The 18,189-nt window shown below is 72.8% G+C and carries 14 protein-coding genes; 7 read left to right on the forward strand and 7 right to left on the reverse strand.

Going from position 1 to position 18,189, the window contains the following annotated elements; genetic code table 11:
• Positions 1-16: 16 nt before the first annotated feature.
• The 6 genes from ElP_RS19730 to ElP_RS19755 form a co-directional block, all read right to left on the reverse strand.
• Positions 17-436 (reverse strand): hypothetical protein, encoded by a 420-nt coding sequence (locus ElP_RS19730; RefSeq protein ID WP_145272193.1) that lies wholly within the window; start codon positions 434-436, stop codon positions 17-19.
• A 30-nt stretch (positions 437-466) separates the two neighbouring features.
• Positions 467-1,720, reverse strand: coding sequence for a hypothetical protein (locus ElP_RS40710; RefSeq protein ID WP_197446184.1), 1,254 nt, complete (start codon positions 1,718-1,720; stop codon positions 467-469).
• Between the two features lie 114 nt (positions 1,721-1,834).
• The gene (locus ElP_RS19740) at positions 1,835-2,521 is read right to left on the reverse strand and encodes a hypothetical protein (protein WP_145272195.1); all 687 of its coding nucleotides are present in this window, start codon (positions 2,519-2,521) and stop codon (positions 1,835-1,837) included.
• Between the two features lie 48 nt (positions 2,522-2,569).
• The gene (locus ElP_RS19745) at positions 2,570-5,044 is read right to left on the reverse strand and encodes a DUF1553 domain-containing protein (protein ID WP_145272197.1); all 2,475 of its coding nucleotides are present in this window, start codon (positions 5,042-5,044) and stop codon (positions 2,570-2,572) included.
• Between the two features lie 146 nt (positions 5,045-5,190).
• Entirely contained in the window at positions 5,191-5,976 is a 786-nt protein-coding gene (locus ElP_RS19750; RefSeq protein ID WP_145272199.1) for a class I SAM-dependent methyltransferase, read from the reverse strand.
• 107 nt (positions 5,977-6,083) lie between these two features.
• Positions 6,084-7,460 carry a DUF1501 domain-containing protein gene (locus ElP_RS19755; RefSeq protein ID WP_145272201.1) on the reverse strand — a complete coding sequence of 459 codons (1,377 nt, stop codon included), beginning with the start codon at positions 7,458-7,460 and terminating at the stop codon, positions 6,084-6,086.
• A gap of 320 nt (positions 7,461-7,780) precedes the next feature.
• Between ElP_RS19755 and ElP_RS19760 the strand changes: the two genes are divergently transcribed.
• The 7 genes from ElP_RS19760 to ElP_RS19790 all read left to right on the forward strand — a co-directional run bounded on the left by ElP_RS19760 (position 7,781) and on the right by ElP_RS19790 (position 16,184).
• The gene (locus tag ElP_RS19760; protein WP_145278573.1) at positions 7,781-8,668 is read left to right on the forward strand and encodes a phosphoribosylaminoimidazolesuccinocarboxamide synthase; all 888 of its coding nucleotides are present in this window, start codon (positions 7,781-7,783) and stop codon (positions 8,666-8,668) included.
• A 339-nt stretch (positions 8,669-9,007) separates the two neighbouring features.
• On the forward strand, positions 9,008-10,177 hold the full coding sequence (gene aroC, locus ElP_RS19765; protein WP_145272203.1) for a chorismate synthase: 1,170 nt from the start codon (positions 9,008-9,010) through the stop codon (positions 10,175-10,177).
• Positions 10,178-10,416: 239 nt separating this feature from the next.
• A complete protein-coding gene (locus ElP_RS19770) occupies positions 10,417-12,165 on the forward strand; it encodes an ATP-binding protein (protein WP_197446185.1) in 1,749 nt (582 codons plus the stop codon).
• A gap of 195 nt (positions 12,166-12,360) precedes the next feature.
• Positions 12,361-13,338: a DMT family transporter gene (locus ElP_RS19775; RefSeq protein ID WP_145272207.1), complete on the forward strand. Its 978-nt coding sequence runs from the start codon at positions 12,361-12,363 to the stop codon at positions 13,336-13,338.
• A gap of 551 nt (positions 13,339-13,889) precedes the next feature.
• Complete coding sequence (locus tag ElP_RS19780) at positions 13,890-14,072, forward strand: hypothetical protein (RefSeq protein ID WP_145272209.1); 183 nt, start codon at positions 13,890-13,892, stop codon at positions 14,070-14,072.
• Between the two features lie 161 nt (positions 14,073-14,233).
• Positions 14,234-15,274: a DUF1559 domain-containing protein gene (locus tag ElP_RS19785; RefSeq protein WP_145272211.1), complete on the forward strand. Its 1,041-nt coding sequence runs from the start codon at positions 14,234-14,236 to the stop codon at positions 15,272-15,274.
• An 85-nt stretch (positions 15,275-15,359) separates the two neighbouring features.
• Positions 15,360-16,184 carry a hypothetical protein gene (locus tag ElP_RS19790; RefSeq protein ID WP_145272213.1) on the forward strand — a complete coding sequence of 275 codons (825 nt, stop codon included), beginning with the start codon at positions 15,360-15,362 and terminating at the stop codon, positions 16,182-16,184.
• 300 nt (positions 16,185-16,484) lie between these two features.
• On the opposite strand, the gene ElP_RS19795 is transcribed toward ElP_RS19790, so the two are convergent.
• Entirely contained in the window at positions 16,485-17,969 is a 1,485-nt protein-coding gene (locus tag ElP_RS19795; RefSeq protein WP_145272215.1) for a DUF1501 domain-containing protein, read from the reverse strand.
• Between the last annotated feature and the right edge of the window lie 220 nt (positions 17,970-18,189).

The following is an 18,189-nucleotide window of genomic DNA, read 5'->3' on the forward strand; positions in this document are numbered from 1 at the left end:
GACGGGGCGGCGGTCGTCAGGCCGAGGGGGGGCGGGCGTTTGGCTCGCCGGGTCGATCCGGGGCGGGTGGGAGGCGGTCCGGCCCGTCGGGCGGGGGCCCGCCTCGGGATTCCCGGATCGCTTCAAGATAATTGACGAACACGACGAATCCCAGGATCGAGAGCACGAAGGTGCTGCCCACCAGGATGGTGACCAGGCGGAGGGCGACGACCTGTCGGCTCGCCACCCGGTCCCGGTGGCGGGCGATCTGGGCGTCGGCGAAGTAGGCCTGGCCTTCCTCCCGGGCCTCCCCGGGGCCGGAGGCGAGGGGCCGGTCGAGGTGGGCCCCGAGGGCGTTGACGAGGGCCAGGCCGGCGATGGTCAGCAGGAGCTGGCGGACGGTGATCCGGGGCCGGGGCCGGGGACGTTGTCTCGGGGGCGGGTGCGGGTCGTTCATGGCGGGGCCCCGGACGGGGAGCGGCCCGAATCAGAAGGAGCCGGCGACCTTGGGTTCGGGATGGGCGGGGGGATCCATCGGCCGGCAGCGGCGGGAGAGGTCGTCGAGCCGGTCCCGGGCGACGGGGATCGAGCCGGGGTCGCTGGTCCGGCTGAGGGCGTCCCGGGCGGCCTCGATGTGCGTCGGGGCGTCTTCGAAGCGGCCCTCGGCGACCGCGAGGGCGGCCTCGGCGGTGGGCCGGAGGTGGCGCGGGACGAGGCCGCCGGGGACGCCGGCGCGGTCGAGCCAGCGGCGGCAGGCGGCGGCGTCGGCCCGGATGGCTGCCTCGAAGGCGGCGGCCTCCAGCTCGATGGCCGGGCGGACGGAGGGCGGCAGGCGGTCGGCCAGCGAGAGGGATCGGGCGAGGTGGTCCCGGGCGAGAGTCAGGTCGCCCCGGTCGAGCGCCCAGGAATAGGCGAGCTGCTCGGCGACGGCGTCGAGCAGCGAGCCGTCGGGGACCGAGACGGCCCGGGAGACTAGGCCGGGGTCCCAGTCCCGGGGCCGGATCCCCGAGGCCGACTCGGCGACCAGGCCGATGACGGCGGCCTCGCGGTCGGCCTCGGGCCCCTTGCGGAGGAGGCCGATCAGCCGGGCGCCGTCGGTCATGAAATTGCCGGTGCGGCCGGGGACCAGCGTGAGGAGGCCGATCGCCAGCGACCCGAGGCCGAAGGCGCCCAGGACCATCCCCGACGCCGCCGACCAGCCCGAGGCCCCCGGGGCGAACCCGCCGGTCGCCCCGGCCCCGAGCAGCCCGGCCGCCGCGCCGAGGAGGCTGGCGATCGGCCCGGCGGCGACCATCAGGATCATCCCCCGGCGGTGGTCTCCCGACCCCGTCGGCGAGCAGCCCGCCAGGCCCCCGGCAATGGAGAGGTTCGTGTTCAGCCTGGCCCGGATGCGGTCGGCCTCGCGGACGACCTTCAGCGGGCCGACCACGAACAGGTTGAACCGGAACCCGGCCGCCAGGCCGCCGACGACGTGCCCCAGCTCGTGCAGGACCAGGACCATCGGCAGCGCGACGAGGATCCCGGCGATCGCGGCGATGCCCTGGACCCGGTCGAGGTCCGCGGTCGAGGACTTCGACGCCCGGCCGATCAGGCCGCCGACGACCATGCCGCAGCCGACCATGACGAGGAAGACGAGCACGCCCGACGCGGTCGATCGCCCGCGGGGCGCCCCGGGACCGGCATCGGCCGGGGCGCCGGGGCCGGGCAGCGGAGGGAGCGGGGGGTTCGATGCGTTGGACATGGCCAGGGTCCCGGCCTCGGGCCCGGGGGCGGGACGGGCGTCGAGGAGGAGGCGATCGGCCCCATTCTCCCCGCCGGCGGCACCGATGCCAAGGGCGATCGGCCCGGCATGCGTTCAGCTCGGGGCGGGGGCGGAGTCATCCCCCGAGGTCGGCCGCGCCCGAGATGCGGACCACAGGCGGCGGAAGAGCGCGAAGGCGAGCCGGTCGAGCAGCAGCAGGGCGGCCGCCGGGACGATCATCAGGACGAGGGCGGGCGTCCAGCCGAGCCTCGCCCAGAGGAAGGCCTCCCAGGTGAATCGGGCGGCGACGATCGTCCCGAGGATGGCCAGGCCGAGGAGCGGGACGACCGCGTAGGGGGTGCGGCCTCCGGTCCAGGTGGCCCGGTACCAGGGGCCGAACAGGCGGGCGGCCAGGAAGGTCGCGGCGGCGAGCAGCAGGAGGACCATCCCGAAGATGATCGCGAAGCCCGAGAGCCAGTCCGATTGGATCCGGAAGTCCCAAAACCCCACCGCGAGCAGGACGAGGGCGAACGCCAGGGCCGAGGCGACGGACCCCAGCAGGTTCGCCAGCACGAGCCGGTCCCGGGTCGGCCCCGGCCGGATCATCACGAAGGAGAGCCCGGCCCAGGCCAGCGGCACGGCGACCGCGCCGAAGACGAACACGGCCAGCACGGGCCCCCCGGTGGCCTCCGTGAGCCGGATCATCGGGCCGAGGATGGCCATCCCCACGGCGAGGTAGGCCGTCAGCTTCATCAGCTGGAGGATCGTCAGTCCGCGGACGGTGCGAGCGGTCGAGGTCATGGCCGAGATCCCCCGGAGGTCGGATCGAGCCCGCCGGGCCCCCTCGGATCAATGGTTGAACAGGAACTCGTTGCCGGTCAGGGTGGCCCAGTAGAGGTCCTCGATGGCCCGGCGGCGGGCGGCGGCCCGGTCCTCGTCGGTCTCGGCGTCGGCGAGGGCGGATTCGAGCATGGGGAGGATGCGGGAGCGCTCGTCGTCGGTCGGGGCCCGGGACAGGGCGGATTTGAACAGGAGGTCGAGCACCTCCGAGAAGGGGGCATTCGACGCGGCCAGGCGGGCGGGGGCGGAATTGTCGTGGCGTAATTTCTCGTTGAGGGTGTCGCCGTTGGCCAAATGGAGGGCCTGGGCGAGCGACGGCTCGTCGGAGCGCTCGCAGGAGCAGGTGTCGTTGCGGGCGGGGCGGCCGAAGGAGTCGAGGAAGGGGTTGGCGACCTGGGCGTCGGGGAGCTGGAGGCTCCGCCAGCCGGCGGGATAGCCGGGGAATGCGGTGGGGACCTCGGCCACCCAGGACATGGCGTCCAGCAGCACCTCGGCCGGGAGGCGTCGGGGGACGTACCGGCTGAGGAACTTCGTGTCGCCCTCGTTGCCGGGGACGGGGGCGGAGGAGCGCTGGTAAGAGGCGGAGGTCATAATGGTCCGGATCAGGTGGCGGACGTCGTAATCATGCGAGCGGAAGTCGGCGACCAGCCAGTCCATCAGGGCCCGGTCGGAGGGGGGGTTGGTGGCCCGGAGGTCGTCCTCGGGGTCGACGAGCCCTCGGGAGAAGAAGTTGGCCCAGACCCGGTTGACCAAGGCGGGGGCGAAGTAGGGGTTGTCGGGGGATTCGAGCCAGTCTGCCAGGGCCTCCCGGCGGTCCCCGGGGGCGTCCAGGGGCACCGGCTCGGCGTCCAGGGGCTGGGGGGCCATCGGGTCGCCCCGGCGGGGGTGGGGGATGTCGCCGGAGGAGGCGGGGATGACCTCCACGTCGCCGACGGCGGCGCCGAGGTCGCCGTCCTTGAGCTTCACCCGGCCGAAGAGGTTGGCGAAGCCGTAATACTGGTCCTGGGTCCACTTCTCCAGCGGGTGGTTGTGGCACCGGGCGCAGGTCATCGCCAGGCCGAGGAAGGCCATGCTGGCGTTCTCGGTCAGCTCGATCGGATCCCGGTGGATGACGAAGTAATTGCCGGCGCCGTCGTCGAGGGTGCTGCCCTTGGCGGTGAGGACGTCGCGGGCGAAGTCGTCCCAGGGGCGGTTCTCGGCCACGCTCCGGCGGATGAACCGGTAGAAGCTCCACATCGCCGGGGCGGGGAGGTTCCGGGAGGAGACCAGGAGTAGGTCGGACCACTTGTAGGCCCAGTAATCGACGAACGCCTCGCTGCCTATCAGCCGGTCGACGAGCTTCGCTCGCTTGTCGGGGTCGTCGTCGGCGAGGAAGGCGTCGACCTCCTCGGCGGCGGGGAGGGTGCCGGTGGCGTCGACATACGCCCGGCGGAGGAAGGTGGCGTCGTCGCAGGGCGGGGACGGAGGGATCCTCAGCGCGGCGAGCGTGTCGAGGTTCAGCTCATCGACCCGGTTGTGCCGGGGGGCCTCGGCGAAGATCGTTTCATCGATCGATCGGTCGTGGGGGACGGTGACGCTCGACAGGGCGACCCGGCTGTCGAACCAGACGGTGACGGCCCCCTCGCCGGGGCCGACGACGGTGAGCCTGCCGGAGTCGTCGACGGTGGCGACGGTCTCGTCGGTGGTGCCGAACTTGGCCCATCGGGTCACGTCGGCGGTCCGGCCGTCGGTGTAGGAGGCGCGGACGAGGATCTGCTGGGTGTCGCCGGGCCGGAGCGAGACGGCGGGGGGGAACGCCTCGACGGCGTCGATCCGGGGGTCGTCCTCGGTCGGGGCGGGTAGGCCGGCGCCGATCCACTCGGCGATGACCCGGTAGTCGGCCGAGCCCGGGGCGAACAGCGGGCCGCCGCCGTGCTCGACGGCGCCGGTGGCCTTCAGCAGCATCAGGCTCTCGGCCGGGGAGGTCTTGTCGATCCTCCGGGCGGCGGCCTGCCGGGTGAGGGCGTCGTAGTCCAGCTCGGGCCCGTAGCCCCGGAGGGTGAGGCGGAAGCCGTTCTTGCCCGCGGCGGCGCCGTGACAGGAGCCCTGATTGCAGCCGAACCTGGTCATCACCGGCAGGACGTGATTGCGGAAGCTCCGGGGCTCGTCCCGGTCGGCATCGCGGACGCGGACCAGGGCCGTCGCGGTCCGGCCGCCGACGGCGGCGGTCAGGGTGGCGACGCCGTCGGAGACGGGGGTGACGACCCCCTCGGGGGAGACGGCGGCGATGTTCGGGTTGCTGATCGAGAAGGTGGCCCCGGCCGTCGCCTCTCCCGAGAGGAGGCCGGAGGCGTCGAGGTGCTCGACCAGGAATCGCTGGGACGCCTTCGGGCCGTCGAGCGCGGCCGACCCGGGCAGCAGGGCGAGGCCGTCGGCCGGAGCGGCGACGGCCGGGGCCGGGAGCAGGCAGGCGGCCAGGAGGCCGAGGCGGGCGGCGATGCTCATGCGGGGGCCTCGCTCGAAGGGGATCGGTCCGGGGCCGGGGGACGCCCCGTCGGTGGGATGAGATCGGCTCATCCTAACGGATCGGGAGCGGGGCCGGAACCACCGGGCCGCTTCGGCGGCGTGGCGGGCGTGCGGGCCCGGGTCACTCAGCGGCCGGTCTTGATCCCCCGGGCGGTGGCCCGCCAGCACTCGATGGAGATGCGGTGGTCGGACCGGAGCTGCGGGCGGAAGCCGTGGGCGAGGGGGCCGCTGAGGACGAGGCCGCGGACGTCGTCCTTGGGGGCCTGGGGGGAGCCCCGGTCGAACCACTCGTCGAAGTCGAGGGTGAAGGTCTCCTCCATCATCCGGACCGACTCCAGGCCGGCGGCGGTGAGCAGGTCGGCCAGCTCTCCGGGGGTGGCGTTGGAGGTGTGGGTGCGGTCCCTGAGGCGCTCGACCTGCTGGTGCCAGGATCTGGCCTCGGGGTCGGGGTCGGTGGTGTGGTCGGAGAGGACCAGCACGCCGCCGGGGCGGAGCAGTGTCGCCTGGCGGACGACGAACAGCAGCGGATCCTGGATGTGGTGCAGGACGTATCGGGAAACGCTGGCGTCGAAGGGGGCGAACCGGGAGAGCTCGGGGTCGTGGATCGAGCCGAGCAGGAAGGTGGCATTCCCGCCGAACCGCTCGCAGCGGCGCCGGGCGCGGTCGATCATCTCGTGGGAGAGATCCACGCCGACGACGCGGTGCCCGGCCTCCAGGAGGGCCTCGGCCACCAGACCGGGGCCGCAGCCGGAGTCGAGCACGAGGGCGTTCGGCGAGAGGTCGGCCGCGGAGACGAGCCGGGCTAGGGCGTCCGGGTCGGACTGGACCGGGGCCCGCTCGAAGCGGTCGGCCTGGTCGTCGAAGGCCGAGGCGAGTTCCCGGTCGTGGGATCGGGTTGCGGGGTGGCTCATGGACCGGGGGTGTTCCAGGGGGCCGCCGGGGGGGGGAGAGGAGGTCCCCCCGGCGGATGACTCGGGGCGTGGCGTGGTGTGGCGTGGTCGTCGGGGTCAGGGTCGGATCAGAACAGCTCCCGGATCGGCTCGACGCCGTGGTCGACCACCCGGATCGGCCGGCCCTGGGGGCCGGGCAGCTCGGTGCCCAGGTCGACGCCGAGGCCGTCGAAGATGGTGGCGGCGACCTCGGCGGTCGACACCGGGCGGTCCTTCGGGGCGTGGCCGATCTCGTCGGAGGCGCCGACCACGGTGCCCCCCCGGACCGGGCCCCCGGCGAAGAGGACCGACCAGCAGGCGGGGTGGTGGTCCCGGCCGCCGGCGGGGTTGATCTTGGGGGTCCGGCCGAACTCGCCGAAGGCCAGGACCAGGGTGTTCTCCAGCATCCCCCGCTCGTAGAGGTCGGAGATCAGGGCGCTGTAGGCGGTGTCGAAGTTCGGGCCGACCTCGTCCTTGTAGCAGTCGATCGGGCTGAAGGGGGCCGAGCCGTGGATGTCCCACGTGATCTCGTTGAAGACCGTCTCGAACATGTTCACGGTGACGAACCGGGTGCCGCGCTCGATCAGGCGACGGGCCAGCAGGCAGCTCTGGCCGAACCGGGTGCGGCCGTAGCGGTCCTTCATCGCGTCAGGCTCGGCGTCCAGGGCGAAGGCCTCCCGGGCCTCCTTGCTGGACATGAGGCCGTAGGCCCGCTGGAAGTTCTCGTCGAGCAGCCGGGCGTCCTCGGACGCCTCGAAGGACCGGGTGGCGCCGTCGATGGCGTCCCGGAGCGAGCGGCGGCGGGACTCCCGGACCCCGGAGACGTAGTCGGGGGGCAGCAGGTCGGGGACCTTGAAGTCCTTGGCGCTGGGGTCGGCGCCGAGCACGAAGGGGTCGTAGCTCTTGCCGAGGAACCCGGCGTCCTGGCCGTGGGGCATGTTGCCGCCGGTGTTGCCGATGGGCCGGGGCATGACGACGTGCGGGGGCACGTCCCCGTTCGGCCCCTTCAGGAACGAGAGCACGGAGCCGACGTGCGGATACTGGATGGCGCCGTTGCCGAAGAGGCGGCCGGTCTGCATCATCTGGTGGCCGGTGTCGTGCACGGCGGTCGCCGTGTGGTAGACCGACCGGACGAGGCCGACCTTGTCCATGATGCCGGCGAGCTTCGGGAAGATCTCGCTGACCTGGACGCCCGGCACGGCGGTGTCGATGGGGCGGAAGGGCCCCCGGATCTCGCTCGGGGCGTCGGGCTTCATGTCCCAGGTGTCGAGCTGGCTGGGCCCGCCGACCAGGAACAGCATGATGCAGTTCATCTCCCGGGATCGGTCGACGGCCCCCCTCGCCTCCATCGCCTTCAGGCCGGGCAGCGTCAGGCCGAGCGCGGCGAGGGATCCGGCGTGGAGGAAGTCGCGGCGGGTCAGCCCGTCGCAGAATCGGGCGGGCGAGTTCGCATCGAGTCGATACATGGCGAGGGACCTCGACTCCGGTTCGGGGCGCCGTCGGGGGGCCCGGCGCTCAAGGGGGATGAGGCTCGGCCTGACATCAAGGCTATCGTGCGGGTGCAGGCCGGTCAAACGGCTCCCGCCGCCCGGCCCTTGGGAGGCCGGACGAGGAGGGACGTCAAGACGTGTGCAACTCCGGCGCCCGGGGGGGATCCGGCCGATCGGCGGCGAGGCCCGGGTTGTCCCCCGGCGTCGGGGTCCGCTACAGTGGGGCGATGGGGCCCCGGTGCGCCCGGGGAGGGAATTCGCCATTCGAACCGACGGAGCGTGTCGCGGTGCCGGTGATGCTGGAGAGCAACCTTGAGGGCCTGCCGAAGAAGTCGGGCAAGGTCCGGGACGTGTACGACCTGGGAGATCGCCTGCTGATCGTGGCCACCGACCGGATCAGCGCCTTCGACCACGTCCTCCCCACCGGCATCCCCGACAAGGGCCGAGTGCTGACCGGGCTCTCGGCCTTCTGGTTCGGGCGGCTCGACGTGCCCAATCACCTGATCTCGACCGACCCGGACTCCGCCGGGCTCGACCTGACCGACGCGGATCGGTCCCGGCTCGAAGGCCGGGTCATGGTGGTGAGGAAGGCGAAGGTGATCCCCTTCGAGTGCGTCGTCCGGGGCTACCTGTTCGGCAGCGCCTGGAAGGAGTACCGCACCAAGGGGACGGTGTGCGCCGAGCGGCTGCCGACGAGCCTGGTGGAGGGGGCCCGGCTCGACCCCCCCATGTTCACACCCGCCACCAAGGCCGAGGAGGGGGAGCACGACGAGAACGTCACCTTCGAGGAGCTGGCCGGCGAGCTCGGCCCCGAACTGGCCGGCCGGTTGCGGGACCTGAGCGTCCGGCTCTACCGGGAGGCCGCCGGGCACGCCTTCACCAAGGACCTGATCCTGGCGGACACCAAGTTCGAGTTCGGCCACGACGAGCAGACCGGCGAGCTGCTGCTGATCGACGAGGCGCTGACGCCGGACAGCTCCCGGTACTGGCCGGTCGATTCGTACAAGCCGGGCGTGGTGCCCGCGTCGATCGACAAGCAGTTCGTCCGGGACTGGCTCGAGTCGACCGACTGGGACAAGCGAGGGACGCCCCCCGCCCTGCCCGACGAGGTCGTCCAGAAGACGAGGGAGAAGTACATCCAGGCGTACGAGTCGCTGACCGAGCGGCCGTTCCCCTGGAAGTGAGCCGGGGCGGCGCGGCGAGGGGGTCGGCAGACCCCGCCGACCCCCGGGGGCAAGGCTGATCGCCGGCCGGGTGCGGGCCCGCCGGAGGACTCGGGCACGGGGGGGCGGTTGGGTCGCCCGTGGAGGACGGGCCCCCTCCGTTCAACGGCACGACGATCCCGACCGATCCGGGTCGGCCCCGGGGCCGTCGCCCCCGGGCCGGATCCGGCCCGGGGTCCTGCGGCGACCGGCGATGCGTCGGCGCCCCGGCCCGGGATATAATGACGCGCTCGCCGGGAAGCCCGGCCCGCCCCCGACCGACGACCGATCGACCGCCTCGAACCGCGAGACCTCGCCCCCATGCTCCGCTACCTGACGGCCGGAGAGTCGCACGGCCCGGCCCTGACGGCCATCGTCGAAGGCTTCCCCTCGGGCGTCTCGCTCGACGCCGAGTTCATCAACGTCGAGCTGAAGCGTCGCCAGGGCGGCTACGGCCGGGGCAAGCGGCAGACCCTGGAGACGGACCGGGTGATCGTCGACTCGGGGACGTACCACGGCGTCACCACCGGCGGGCCGATCACCCTGAGGCTGCTCAACAACGACGCCAAGCTCGAACGCCTGAGGGAACCCACCGCCCCCCGGGGGGGGCACGTCGACCTGGCCGGGGCGATCGCCTACCAGACGGGGATCCGGCAGGTCCTGGAACGCGCCAGCGCCCGGGAGACGGCCCTGAGGGTGGCCGTCGGCGGCCTGGCGAAGCTGCTTCTGAGGGACCTGGGGATCGGGGTCTTCGGCTACGTCCGGGAGCTGGGGGGGATCGAGGCGCCCCCGCTGGCGCTGGACCCGCAGATCCGGGACGCCAGCCCGGTCTATACGTGCAACCCAGGGGCCGACCCGGGCATTGTCGCCGCGATCGACGCCGCGAGGGAGGCGGGGGACACGCTCGGCGGCGTGCTGGAGGCGGTCGTCACCGGCTGCCCGATCGGCCTGGGCAGCCACGCCCAGTGGGACCGCAAGCTCGACGCCCGGCTCGCCCTGGCGGTGATGAGCATCCAGGCGATCAAGGGGGTGGAGGTCGGCCTCGGGTTCGAGGCGGCGAGGAGGCCGGGGTCGGGGGTGATGGACCCGATCCGGTTCGAGGCAGGGCACGACCCGTCCGACCGCCGGTTCGGCTTCCGGAGGCCGACCAACAACGCCGGGGGGATCGAGGGGGGGACGAGCAACGGCGAGCCGATCGTGGTCCGGGCGGCCAAGAAGCCGATCAGCACCCTGGCGGCCCGGGGGCCCTCGGTGAACATGGCGACCAAGGGGGAGTCCCCGGCCAGCTACGAGCGGTCGGACGTCTGCGCCGTGCCCGCGGCCAGCGTGATCGTGGAGGCGGTGGTCGCCTTCGAGGTGGCCGCCGCGGTGGTCGAGCGGTTCGTCGGCTCCAGCCTGGAGGCGATCCGGGCGTCGATGGGGGCGATGCACGAACTCTCCCGCAGGCACCTGGAGGAGTACTGGTCGGCCGGGAAATCGGCCGGCGCCTGACCCGGGATCGGGGCGGTGCCGAATCCGGCGGAGTTCCCCTATCCATGACCCCGACCGCGTCGTAGACTTGTGCGGTTCGGGTCATGACCCCACCGATCCTTCAGGTCGGGATCCGGGGCAGGGCGATCCACGAAGGCTCTGCCCCGATGACCCGAGGGCGTCGTCTCCCCCGATCGGCGCCCGGGCCGCGATCCGGCCCCGCGATAGCCTCCCTCCACCCGTCGGTTGCGACCACTTCGATGATCGATTTCTTCCGATCGCTCTTCGACACGGGCGGCTTCCCGGCCCGGTGGCACTGCGGGACCGGCTGGTCGGCCGGCCTGGGCTGGCTGCACATCGGCGCCGACGTGGCGATCTGGGGGGCGTACCTGGCGATCCCCTGCGTGCTGCTCTATTTCGTGAGCAAGCGTCGCGACTTGCCCTTCCACGGGGTCTTCTACCTGTTCGGGGCGTTCATCCTCTCCTGCGGTATGACCCACCTGGTCGACGCCGGGATCTTCTACTGGCCGGCGTACCGGCTGCTGGGGCTGATGAAGCTGGTGACGGCGGCCGTCTCTTGGCTGACGGTGGCGGCCCTGATCCCGATCGTCCCGAGGGCGATGGAGCTGCCGGGCGTGATGCGGCTGAACGACCAGCTGACGGCGGAGGTCGCCGAGCGCAAGAAGGCCCAGGAGCAGCTGCAGGCATACGCCTCGGCGCTGGAGTCGGCCAACGGGAGGCTCGCCGAGCTGTCGAGCGAGGCCGACCAGGCCAACCAGGCCAAGAGCGCGTTCCTGGCGAACATGAGCCACGAGATCCGCACGCCGATGACGGCGATCCTGGGCTACGCCGACGAGCTGCTGCGGGACACCCGGCCCGGCGACGACCCCGCCCGGCTCGACGCCGTCCGGACGATCCGGGAGAACGGCGAGCACCTGCTGGAGCTGGTCAACGACATCCTGGACCTCTCCCGGATCGAGGCCGGCCGGCTGGAGGTCGACCGCCGATCGGTGGAGCTGCCCCGGCTGGTGGCCGAGGTCGAGTCGCTGATGGGGGTGCTCGCCCGCCGCAAGGGGCTGGCGCTGAAGCTCGGCTTCGACGGGCCGGTGCCGGTCCGGATCGAGTCCGACCCGGTCCGCCTGAAGCAGGTGCTCGTGAACCTCGTCGGCAACGCCCTGAAGTACACCGCCGAGGGGGAGGTCCGGCTGACGGCCCGGCTCCGGCGGGGCACCGAGGCCGGCCCCGGCGTCGCCGCCCTGCTGGAGTTCGAGGTGGCCGACACGGGCGTGGGGATGGCGGAGGAGGAGGTCGCCCGGCTCTACACCCCCTACGGGAGGCTCGGCCGGGACGACGACCCGAGGGGCAGCACCGGGCTGGGCCTGACGATCTGCCGGAGGCTGGTGGAGCTGCTCGGGGGTCGGATCGAGGTGCGGAGCACGCCGGGCTCGGGCTCGACCTTCACCGCCACCGTCGACCCCGGCCCCCTTGAGGGCGTCCCGCTGATCGAGCCCGAGTCCCTGGCCGTCGCGTCCGAGGCCCTCGATGCCGAGTCCGAGGATGCCGGGCCGGCGGAGGTGCCGCCGGGGCTCCGGGTCCTGCTGGCCGAAGACACGGTGAGCAATCAGCGGCTCATCGGCCGGATCCTGGCCGATGCGGGGGTCGAGCTGGACGTGGTCGGCGACGGCGTCGAGGCCGTCGAGGCCGCCTCCCGGCTGGAGGGCGAGGGGCGGGGCTACCACCTGATCCTGATGGATATGCTCATGCCGAACCTCGGCGGCCTCGACGCCGCGGCGAGGCTCCGGGCCCTGGGGTGCCGCTCACCGATCGTCGCGCTGACCGCCAACGCCATGCAGGGCGACCGCGACCGCTACCTCCGCTCCGGCTGCGACGACTACCTGGCCAAGCCGATCGACCGCGCCCGGTTGCTGGACACCGTCGCCCGCCTCGGCCGCTCCCGGCCCGACGTGCGGATGGCCCTCCGCGAGCGGATCGGGCCGGATCGGGCCTGAGCCGGCCCCGCCGGCCCCGCCGGCTCGTCCGGCCGGCCCCGGCCCGGACGCCGTCCCGGGATCGACCGCGACAGGGCCCGTCCCCGGACGTTATGATTGGCCCTCGACCTCTCCTCCCGCCCGCCTTCTGTCCGCCTCGTCGGCTCCCCGCCTCCTCCCCATCCATCCCCCCTGCCCCACCCCGACCCCGACCCTATGGACTCCCAAGCCCTCCGATCGGCTCTCTGGATGCTCGTCGGCGCCGTCTCGTTCGCGACGATGGGGAGCTTCACGCACGCGCTGGGGTCGCGGTGCGACTGGCTCGTGGTGGCGCTGGTGCGGGCGCTGTTCATGCTCGGCTCCGCGGTGGTGCTGGCGCGCTCGGCCGGGGTCCGCCTGGTGGTCTTCCGGCCGCCGACGCTCTGGATCCGGAGCGTGGCGGGCAGCGTGAGCCTGGTCTGCAACTTCTACGCGATCAGCGTCCTGCCGGTGGCCGACGCCCTGACCTTGACGAGCATGTACCCGCTCTGGATCGTGATAATCTCGGCGGCCTGGCTGCGCCGGATCCCCTCGGGCCTGGAGCTGGGGGGGATGGCCAGCGGGCTGATCGGCGTGGCCCTGATCCAGCGCCCGCACCTGGACGGGGCCGGCCTCGCGGCGGCGGTGGCCGTGTCCAGCTCGGCCACGACTGCCGCGGCCCTGATGGGGCTGCACCGGCTCAGGCACGTCGACACCCGGGCCGTGGTCGCCCACTTCGCCGGGGTCGGGAGCCTGATGGCCGGCCTCTGGCTGGCGATCCGGTCGATCGGCGCCGGTGCCCCGGTGGTGGAGACGGACCCGACGACCCTCGGCCTGCTGCTGGGCGTGGCCCTCTCGGGGACGATCGGCCAGATGTGCCTGACCCGGGCCTATGCCCTCGGCGTGCCGACGAGGGTGGCGGTGATCGGGCTCTCCCAGGTCGCCTTCGGGATGATCGCCGACGTCTGGATCTGGGGACGGGTGTTGACCCCGCTCACGTTGCTCGGATTCGCGCTGGTGCTCTCCCCCACCGCGCTGCTGACCGCGATCGCCCGCCGTCGCCTGGCCGATGTCGCCCTCCCGGACCCCGAGGCGGGGGCCGATCACGTCCCCGATCCGACCGGCCCCCCCTGCCATGCCCCCCGGCCGGCCGCCGCCCACGCCATCGGCGATTGACGGACCGGCCCGGGGGCCCCCGGCCGTCTCAATGGGGGCCGTCGGGTCCCGGGGCCGACCGCAGGCCAGGCGTCGATCCGGCCGAGTCGTCGGCGAACCGTCGGCCGGCCACCGGGTCTCGGCCGGGCCCCCCTTGGCCGTTGCCCGGTGTCGCCGGGACCGGCCCGGGGGCGGGGCTCGACGGGCGTCCGGGGCTCCGTCCCGGCGACCGTCTCCCGGGTCGGTCGAACATTTGTTCCGAAAGTTCCCCCTTGTCCCCGTGGAACCTTCACGGCAGAATTCGTGATGGGGATTTTGAACCGGCCGATCAGGCTGAAATCATGCGTCAATGCTCCCTTTCCGGGGGGACGGGGCGGACGGGCGCGGTGCGCCCACGCCTGATGCGCCTGGAAAATGGGTTCATTGGCGCATTTCATGATCCTCGCATCCATGAATTTATCGACGTGCTGGCCGTCCCCCGGTGGCGGCCGCACCGTCCCGACCGGGACGGCCGGTGCGGGATTCCATCGGCCGGAGTCGAGGGGTCGGCGACCGGGGACAGGAGGGAATCGATGGCAATTCCGCGCGTGCGAGGGGTGATCATGCTGGCCGTCCTCGGTTCGTTCACGGCCGGGTTCGGCTGCGGAGGGGCCGAGGAGGGGACCACCGTCCAGGTCGACAAGGAGCAGGAGAAGCAACTCACGGATTCGATGGAGAGCTACTACACGAAGGGGGCCGGGAAGTCGGCCCAGTGATCGCCGATCGCCTCCCCGGGATTCGGGCGCCGGTCCCCGCCATCGGGGGCCCGAGTCCATCCCCGTGATGACCCGACCCGGGACCTCCCCGGGGTCGACCGCTCACCGTCCTCGATCGATGTTCGATTCGTCCTCCCCTGACTCCCCGAAGGGCTTCCACCATGACGCGAACGACCCGTCGCGGCTTCACCCTGATCGAATTGCTCGTGGTCATCGCCATCATCGGCGTGCTGATCGCGCTGCTGCTGCCGGCGGTCCAGGCCGCCCGAGAGGCGGCCCGCCGCGCCCAGTGCACGAATAATCTGAAGCAAATCGGCCTCGCGCTGCACAACTACCACCAGGCCGTCGGTTCCTTCCCGATGGCCATCACCACGGCCTATTCTGACCTCGGCGTGCAGACCAACTGGGGGACCTGGGGGTCCCTCTCGCTGCTGCTGCCGTACCTGGAGCAGAAGCCGCTCTACGACGCGATCAACTTCGACTGGAACTGCTGGCAGGGCCGCGGGAACCTGGAGAACCAGACGCCGTACCTGACGCGTGTCAACGCCTTCGTCTGCCCGTCCGACGGGCTGACCGGCCAGGATAATACCAACAACTACTTCGGCTCCGTGGGCACGACCGCCACCGTGACCTCGAACGCCGAGTCGACCGGGATCTTCGCCCGCTCCCGGACTTACGGCATCCATAGCGTCCGGGACGGCACCTCCAACACGGTCGCCTTCTCCGAGGCCCTCGTGTCGACGACCCCGGGCTCTCCCCGTCAGGAGAAGTGGCGGGACGCCCCCGCCCCCTCCGGCGCCAGCCCCGGCGCCGCCTACTACCTGCTGGACGCGACCCAGCAGCGCGCCGCGCTGCTCCAGGACTGGGAGGCCTGCAATGGCTACTTCATGTCCACCACGGAGATCAACCGCGGGCAACGGGGCTACCGATGGGGCCTGAGCAACCTCGGGGAGTCCCTCTTCCAGACGCTCGTCCCGCCGAACTCGAACCAGTATCCCTGGAACTCCTGCCGGCTGGATTGCGGGGGCTGCGGGGCCCTGCACAGCGGGTACTACAGCGCGACGAGCAACCACCCCGGCGGCGTGAACGTGGCGCTGACCGACGGGAGCGTCCGGTTCCTCAAGAGCACCATCGCCATGGAGGTCTGGTGGGCCCTGGGGACCCGGGCCAAGGGCGAGGTCGTGAGCGCCGACCAGTACTGATCCCCGGGCGTCCTCGACGGCACCCGTGCCCCCTCCCCCGGCGCCGAGATCTCGGCGCCGGGGGACCGACTTCGAGGGCTCGAACATGGAACCATTGAATGCCGGACACGCGCCGGGGGGCACCCCGGCGGGGGACCCCATCCCCCCCCGGGGGGACCCGGCCGATGCCGGGACTCCCCCCCGCCCGCCCTGGCGACCGGCCCGGGTCTGGGCCTCGGCGATCGTCGCCGGCCTGCTCGCCGGCGTTTGCTCCTGGCTGATCGGGGAGGCGACCTACGGCCGATTCCAGCCGCCGCTGCTCAACACGACCGGGTTCCCCTCGGCCGAAGAGTCGCAGGCGAATGCCCGCGCCCGGACCTCGGGCAAGACGCTGGAAGTGACCCTCGTCTCCGGGACGATGGGGGCGGCCCTCGGCCTGGCCCTCGGCCTGGCGGGGGCCTCGCTCCGGGGCTTCGGTCGGTCGGCCGCGGTCGCCGGCGCCTCCGGGGCGGTCCTGGGGGCCGTTGCCGGGGCGATCGGCGCCCAGATCCTCATGCCCATCTATTTCCGGATCTACCACCCGGATCGCGACGACCTGCTGCTGGCCATCGCGACCCAGGGCGGGGTTGCCGCCCTCGTCGGGGCGGCGGGGGGGGCGGCCTTCGGGCTCGGGCTCGGGGGGAAGGGCCTCGTCGGCCGCACGCTCCTGGGCGGGCTGCTGGGCGGTGCCCTGGGGCTGATCGCCTACCAGATCGTCGGGGTCGTGGCGTTCCCGCTCGACGAGACGACCAAGCCGCTCTCGGCCACCTGGGCCACGCGATTGCTGGCCCACCTCCCGGTGGCGACCCTCGCCGCCGCCGGCTCGGCGTGGGGGGCGCTGGACACCCCTCGTCGGAAGCCGGCGAAGTCCGCCGCCCGGGTCGACTCCTGACGAGCGACCGTCGCCGGACCGACGCATCCCGGCCCCCTTCGCCCCGACGAGCCGACGGCCTTCCGCCGTCGGCCTCGTGCCGGGCCAAGGGGGCTGGTACGCCTCGATCCCTCCGTGGTCCGACCGATCCCTCGACGTCGCGGTCGGGGGTGGCCGGCCGTCCCGGGGCGTGAGGATGCACGCCGTCGACGAGGCCGAGGCCTCGTCCGGGTCCCCGAGGCTGATCGGGTGGTGACACCGGGGCCGCGTTCCCGGCGATCGGCCCCGGCTGCCGGGCCGGGCGGGTCGATCGGGTTCGAGTCAGGAGAGGCCGGGGATCGGGTCGCCGTGGTAGATGAAGTGGGGGCGGCCCTGCTCGTCGTGCCAGGCGGCGGTGGCGGGCAGGCCGAGGGCCCGGTAGATCGTCGCCGCGAGGTTCTCGGGGCGCTGGGGGTCGGACACGGGCTCCCCGCCGACCCGGTCGGTGGCGCCGATCACTCGGCCTCCCCGGATCCCCCCGCCGGCGAGGAAGACCGACTGCGCCCTCCCCCAGTGATCGCGCCCCGGGTGCTCGTAATGCGAGGCGAGGTGGGAGATCTTCGGCGTCCGGCCGAACTCCCCGGCCATGACGACGAGGGTGGAGTCGAGCAGCCCCTCGGACTGGAGGTCGTCGAGCAGCGCCGAGACGGCGCGGTCGGTCGGCGGGTAGAGCTTGTCCTTGAGGTGGGGGAAGGCGTTGCCGTGGGTGTCCCACGTCTCGTTGTTGCCGAGGTTCACCTGGACGAGGTCGACGTCTGCGGACACCAGCCGCTTCGCCATGAGGAGGGACCAGCCGAAGAGGTTGTCGCCGTAGCGTTCGAGGTCGGCGCGGGGCGCGTCCGACACGTCGAGGGAGCTGCGGACGCTGGGGTCGGTGAGCATGGAAACGGCCGATTGCCGGTGCGCGTCGAAGGGGCCGAGTCCGGCGGAGGCGTCGAGGGAACGCCGCTTCGCGTCGACGAGTTCGAGCAGGGCGAGGCGGTCCCGGAGCCGCCCGCCGTCGAGCCCCTCGGGCAGGTCGAGGCTGGGGGCCCGGAAGGCCTTCTCGGGCTCGGGGCGGCCGCGATCCTGGTGGTCGAAGCCGTACTCGGGGTAGGCGCCGTAATAGGTGTTGTCGAAGGGGGAGGCCTCGATGAACCAGGGGTCCCGCCTCGGCCCCATGATCCCGGCGAACTGGCCGGGGATGACCCGGCCGGTGTTGTGGACCAGGCGTTCGGGCAGGACGACGGCCGGGGGCAGGTTCCCCCTCGGGCCGACCAGGGCGCCGGCCACGGCAGCGATGGCGGGCCAGTCGGTCGGCTTGGGGCGGGTGGCGTCGAAGCCGGGGGGCAGCTGGGTCCGGCCCGAGAGCATGACCATGTGCCCCTGGGAGTGCTCGTTCCAGGGGTGCGTCAGCGACCGGACCAGCGACCAGCGGTCGGCCCGCTGCGCGAGCATGGGCAGGTGCTCGCAGATTTCGAGGCCGGGGACGTTGGTGGCGATGGGGCGGAACTCGCCGCGGACCTCCTCCGGGGCGTCGGGCTTCATGTCGAAGCTGTCGAGCTGGCCGAGGCCCCCGGAGAGGAAGATGAAGATGACCGACTTCGCCGTCCGCCCCCCCCCCTCCGAGGCCGGGTCGACCTCGTCGGCCGCCCTGAGGGCCCGGAGGTGCCCCGAGCCGAGCCCGAGCACCCCCAGTGCCCCCGCCTGCAACGCGAACCTCCGGGAGACGACCGGATGGCGGGGGAGGCCCGTCGGGGTCTTCGGGTGCAAGGACGCTCGGGACATGTCGGGCCTCGTCGCTCATCGGGCTGGGGCGGTCGGGTGGCGGGAATCCGGGACGCTCCGGGTCGGCCCTCGACACTTGTTTTACCGAAGTTCAACGCGGAGGGGAATCGGCGACCGGGCGCCGGCCACGTCGGCTTGTCGGCCCGGGGGCGGATCTCCTACAATCGGTCGAATGGGGCCGAGGCGTTGGTCGCGTCGAGGCAAGGGCTTGGGGAGCGAC

The sequence above is a fragment of the Tautonia plasticadhaerens genome, from assembly GCF_007752535.1.
GTDB classification, from domain to species: Bacteria; Planctomycetota; Planctomycetia; order Isosphaerales; family Isosphaeraceae; genus Tautonia; species Tautonia plasticadhaerens.

Bases quoted from the DNA above. Each gene is read 5' to 3' on its own strand.
- ElP_RS19730 (WP_145272193.1), bottom strand. From the start codon at position 436: ATGAACGACCCGCACCCGCCCCCGAGACAACGTCCCCGGCCCCGGCCC.
- ElP_RS40710 (WP_197446184.1), bottom strand. From the start codon at position 1,720: ATGTCCAACGCATCGAACCCCCCGCTCCCTCCGCTGCCCGGCCCCGGC.
- ElP_RS19740 (WP_145272195.1), bottom strand. From the start codon at position 2,521: ATGACCTCGACCGCTCGCACCGTCCGCGGACTGACGATCCTCCAGCTG.
- ElP_RS19745 (WP_145272197.1), bottom strand. From the start codon at position 5,044: ATGAGCATCGCCGCCCGCCTCGGCCTCCTGGCCGCCTGCCTGCTCCCG.
- ElP_RS19750 (WP_145272199.1), bottom strand. From the start codon at position 5,976: ATGAGCCACCCCGCAACCCGATCCCACGACCGGGAACTCGCCTCGGCC.
- ElP_RS19755 (WP_145272201.1), bottom strand. From the start codon at position 7,460: ATGTATCGACTCGATGCGAACTCGCCCGCCCGATTCTGCGACGGGCTG.
- ElP_RS19760 (WP_145278573.1), top strand. From the start codon at position 7,781: ATGCTGGAGAGCAACCTTGAGGGCCTGCCGAAGAAGTCGGGCAAGGTC.
- aroC (WP_145272203.1), top strand. From the start codon at position 9,008: ATGCTCCGCTACCTGACGGCCGGAGAGTCGCACGGCCCGGCCCTGACG.
- ElP_RS19770 (WP_197446185.1), top strand. From the start codon at position 10,417: ATGATCGATTTCTTCCGATCGCTCTTCGACACGGGCGGCTTCCCGGCC.
- ElP_RS19775 (WP_145272207.1), top strand. From the start codon at position 12,361: ATGGACTCCCAAGCCCTCCGATCGGCTCTCTGGATGCTCGTCGGCGCC.
- ElP_RS19780 (WP_145272209.1), top strand. From the start codon at position 13,890: ATGGCAATTCCGCGCGTGCGAGGGGTGATCATGCTGGCCGTCCTCGGT.
- ElP_RS19785 (WP_145272211.1), top strand. From the start codon at position 14,234: ATGACGCGAACGACCCGTCGCGGCTTCACCCTGATCGAATTGCTCGTG.
- ElP_RS19790 (WP_145272213.1), top strand. From the start codon at position 15,360: ATGGAACCATTGAATGCCGGACACGCGCCGGGGGGCACCCCGGCGGGG.
- ElP_RS19795 (WP_145272215.1), bottom strand. From the start codon at position 17,969: ATGTCCCGAGCGTCCTTGCACCCGAAGACCCCGACGGGCCTCCCCCGC.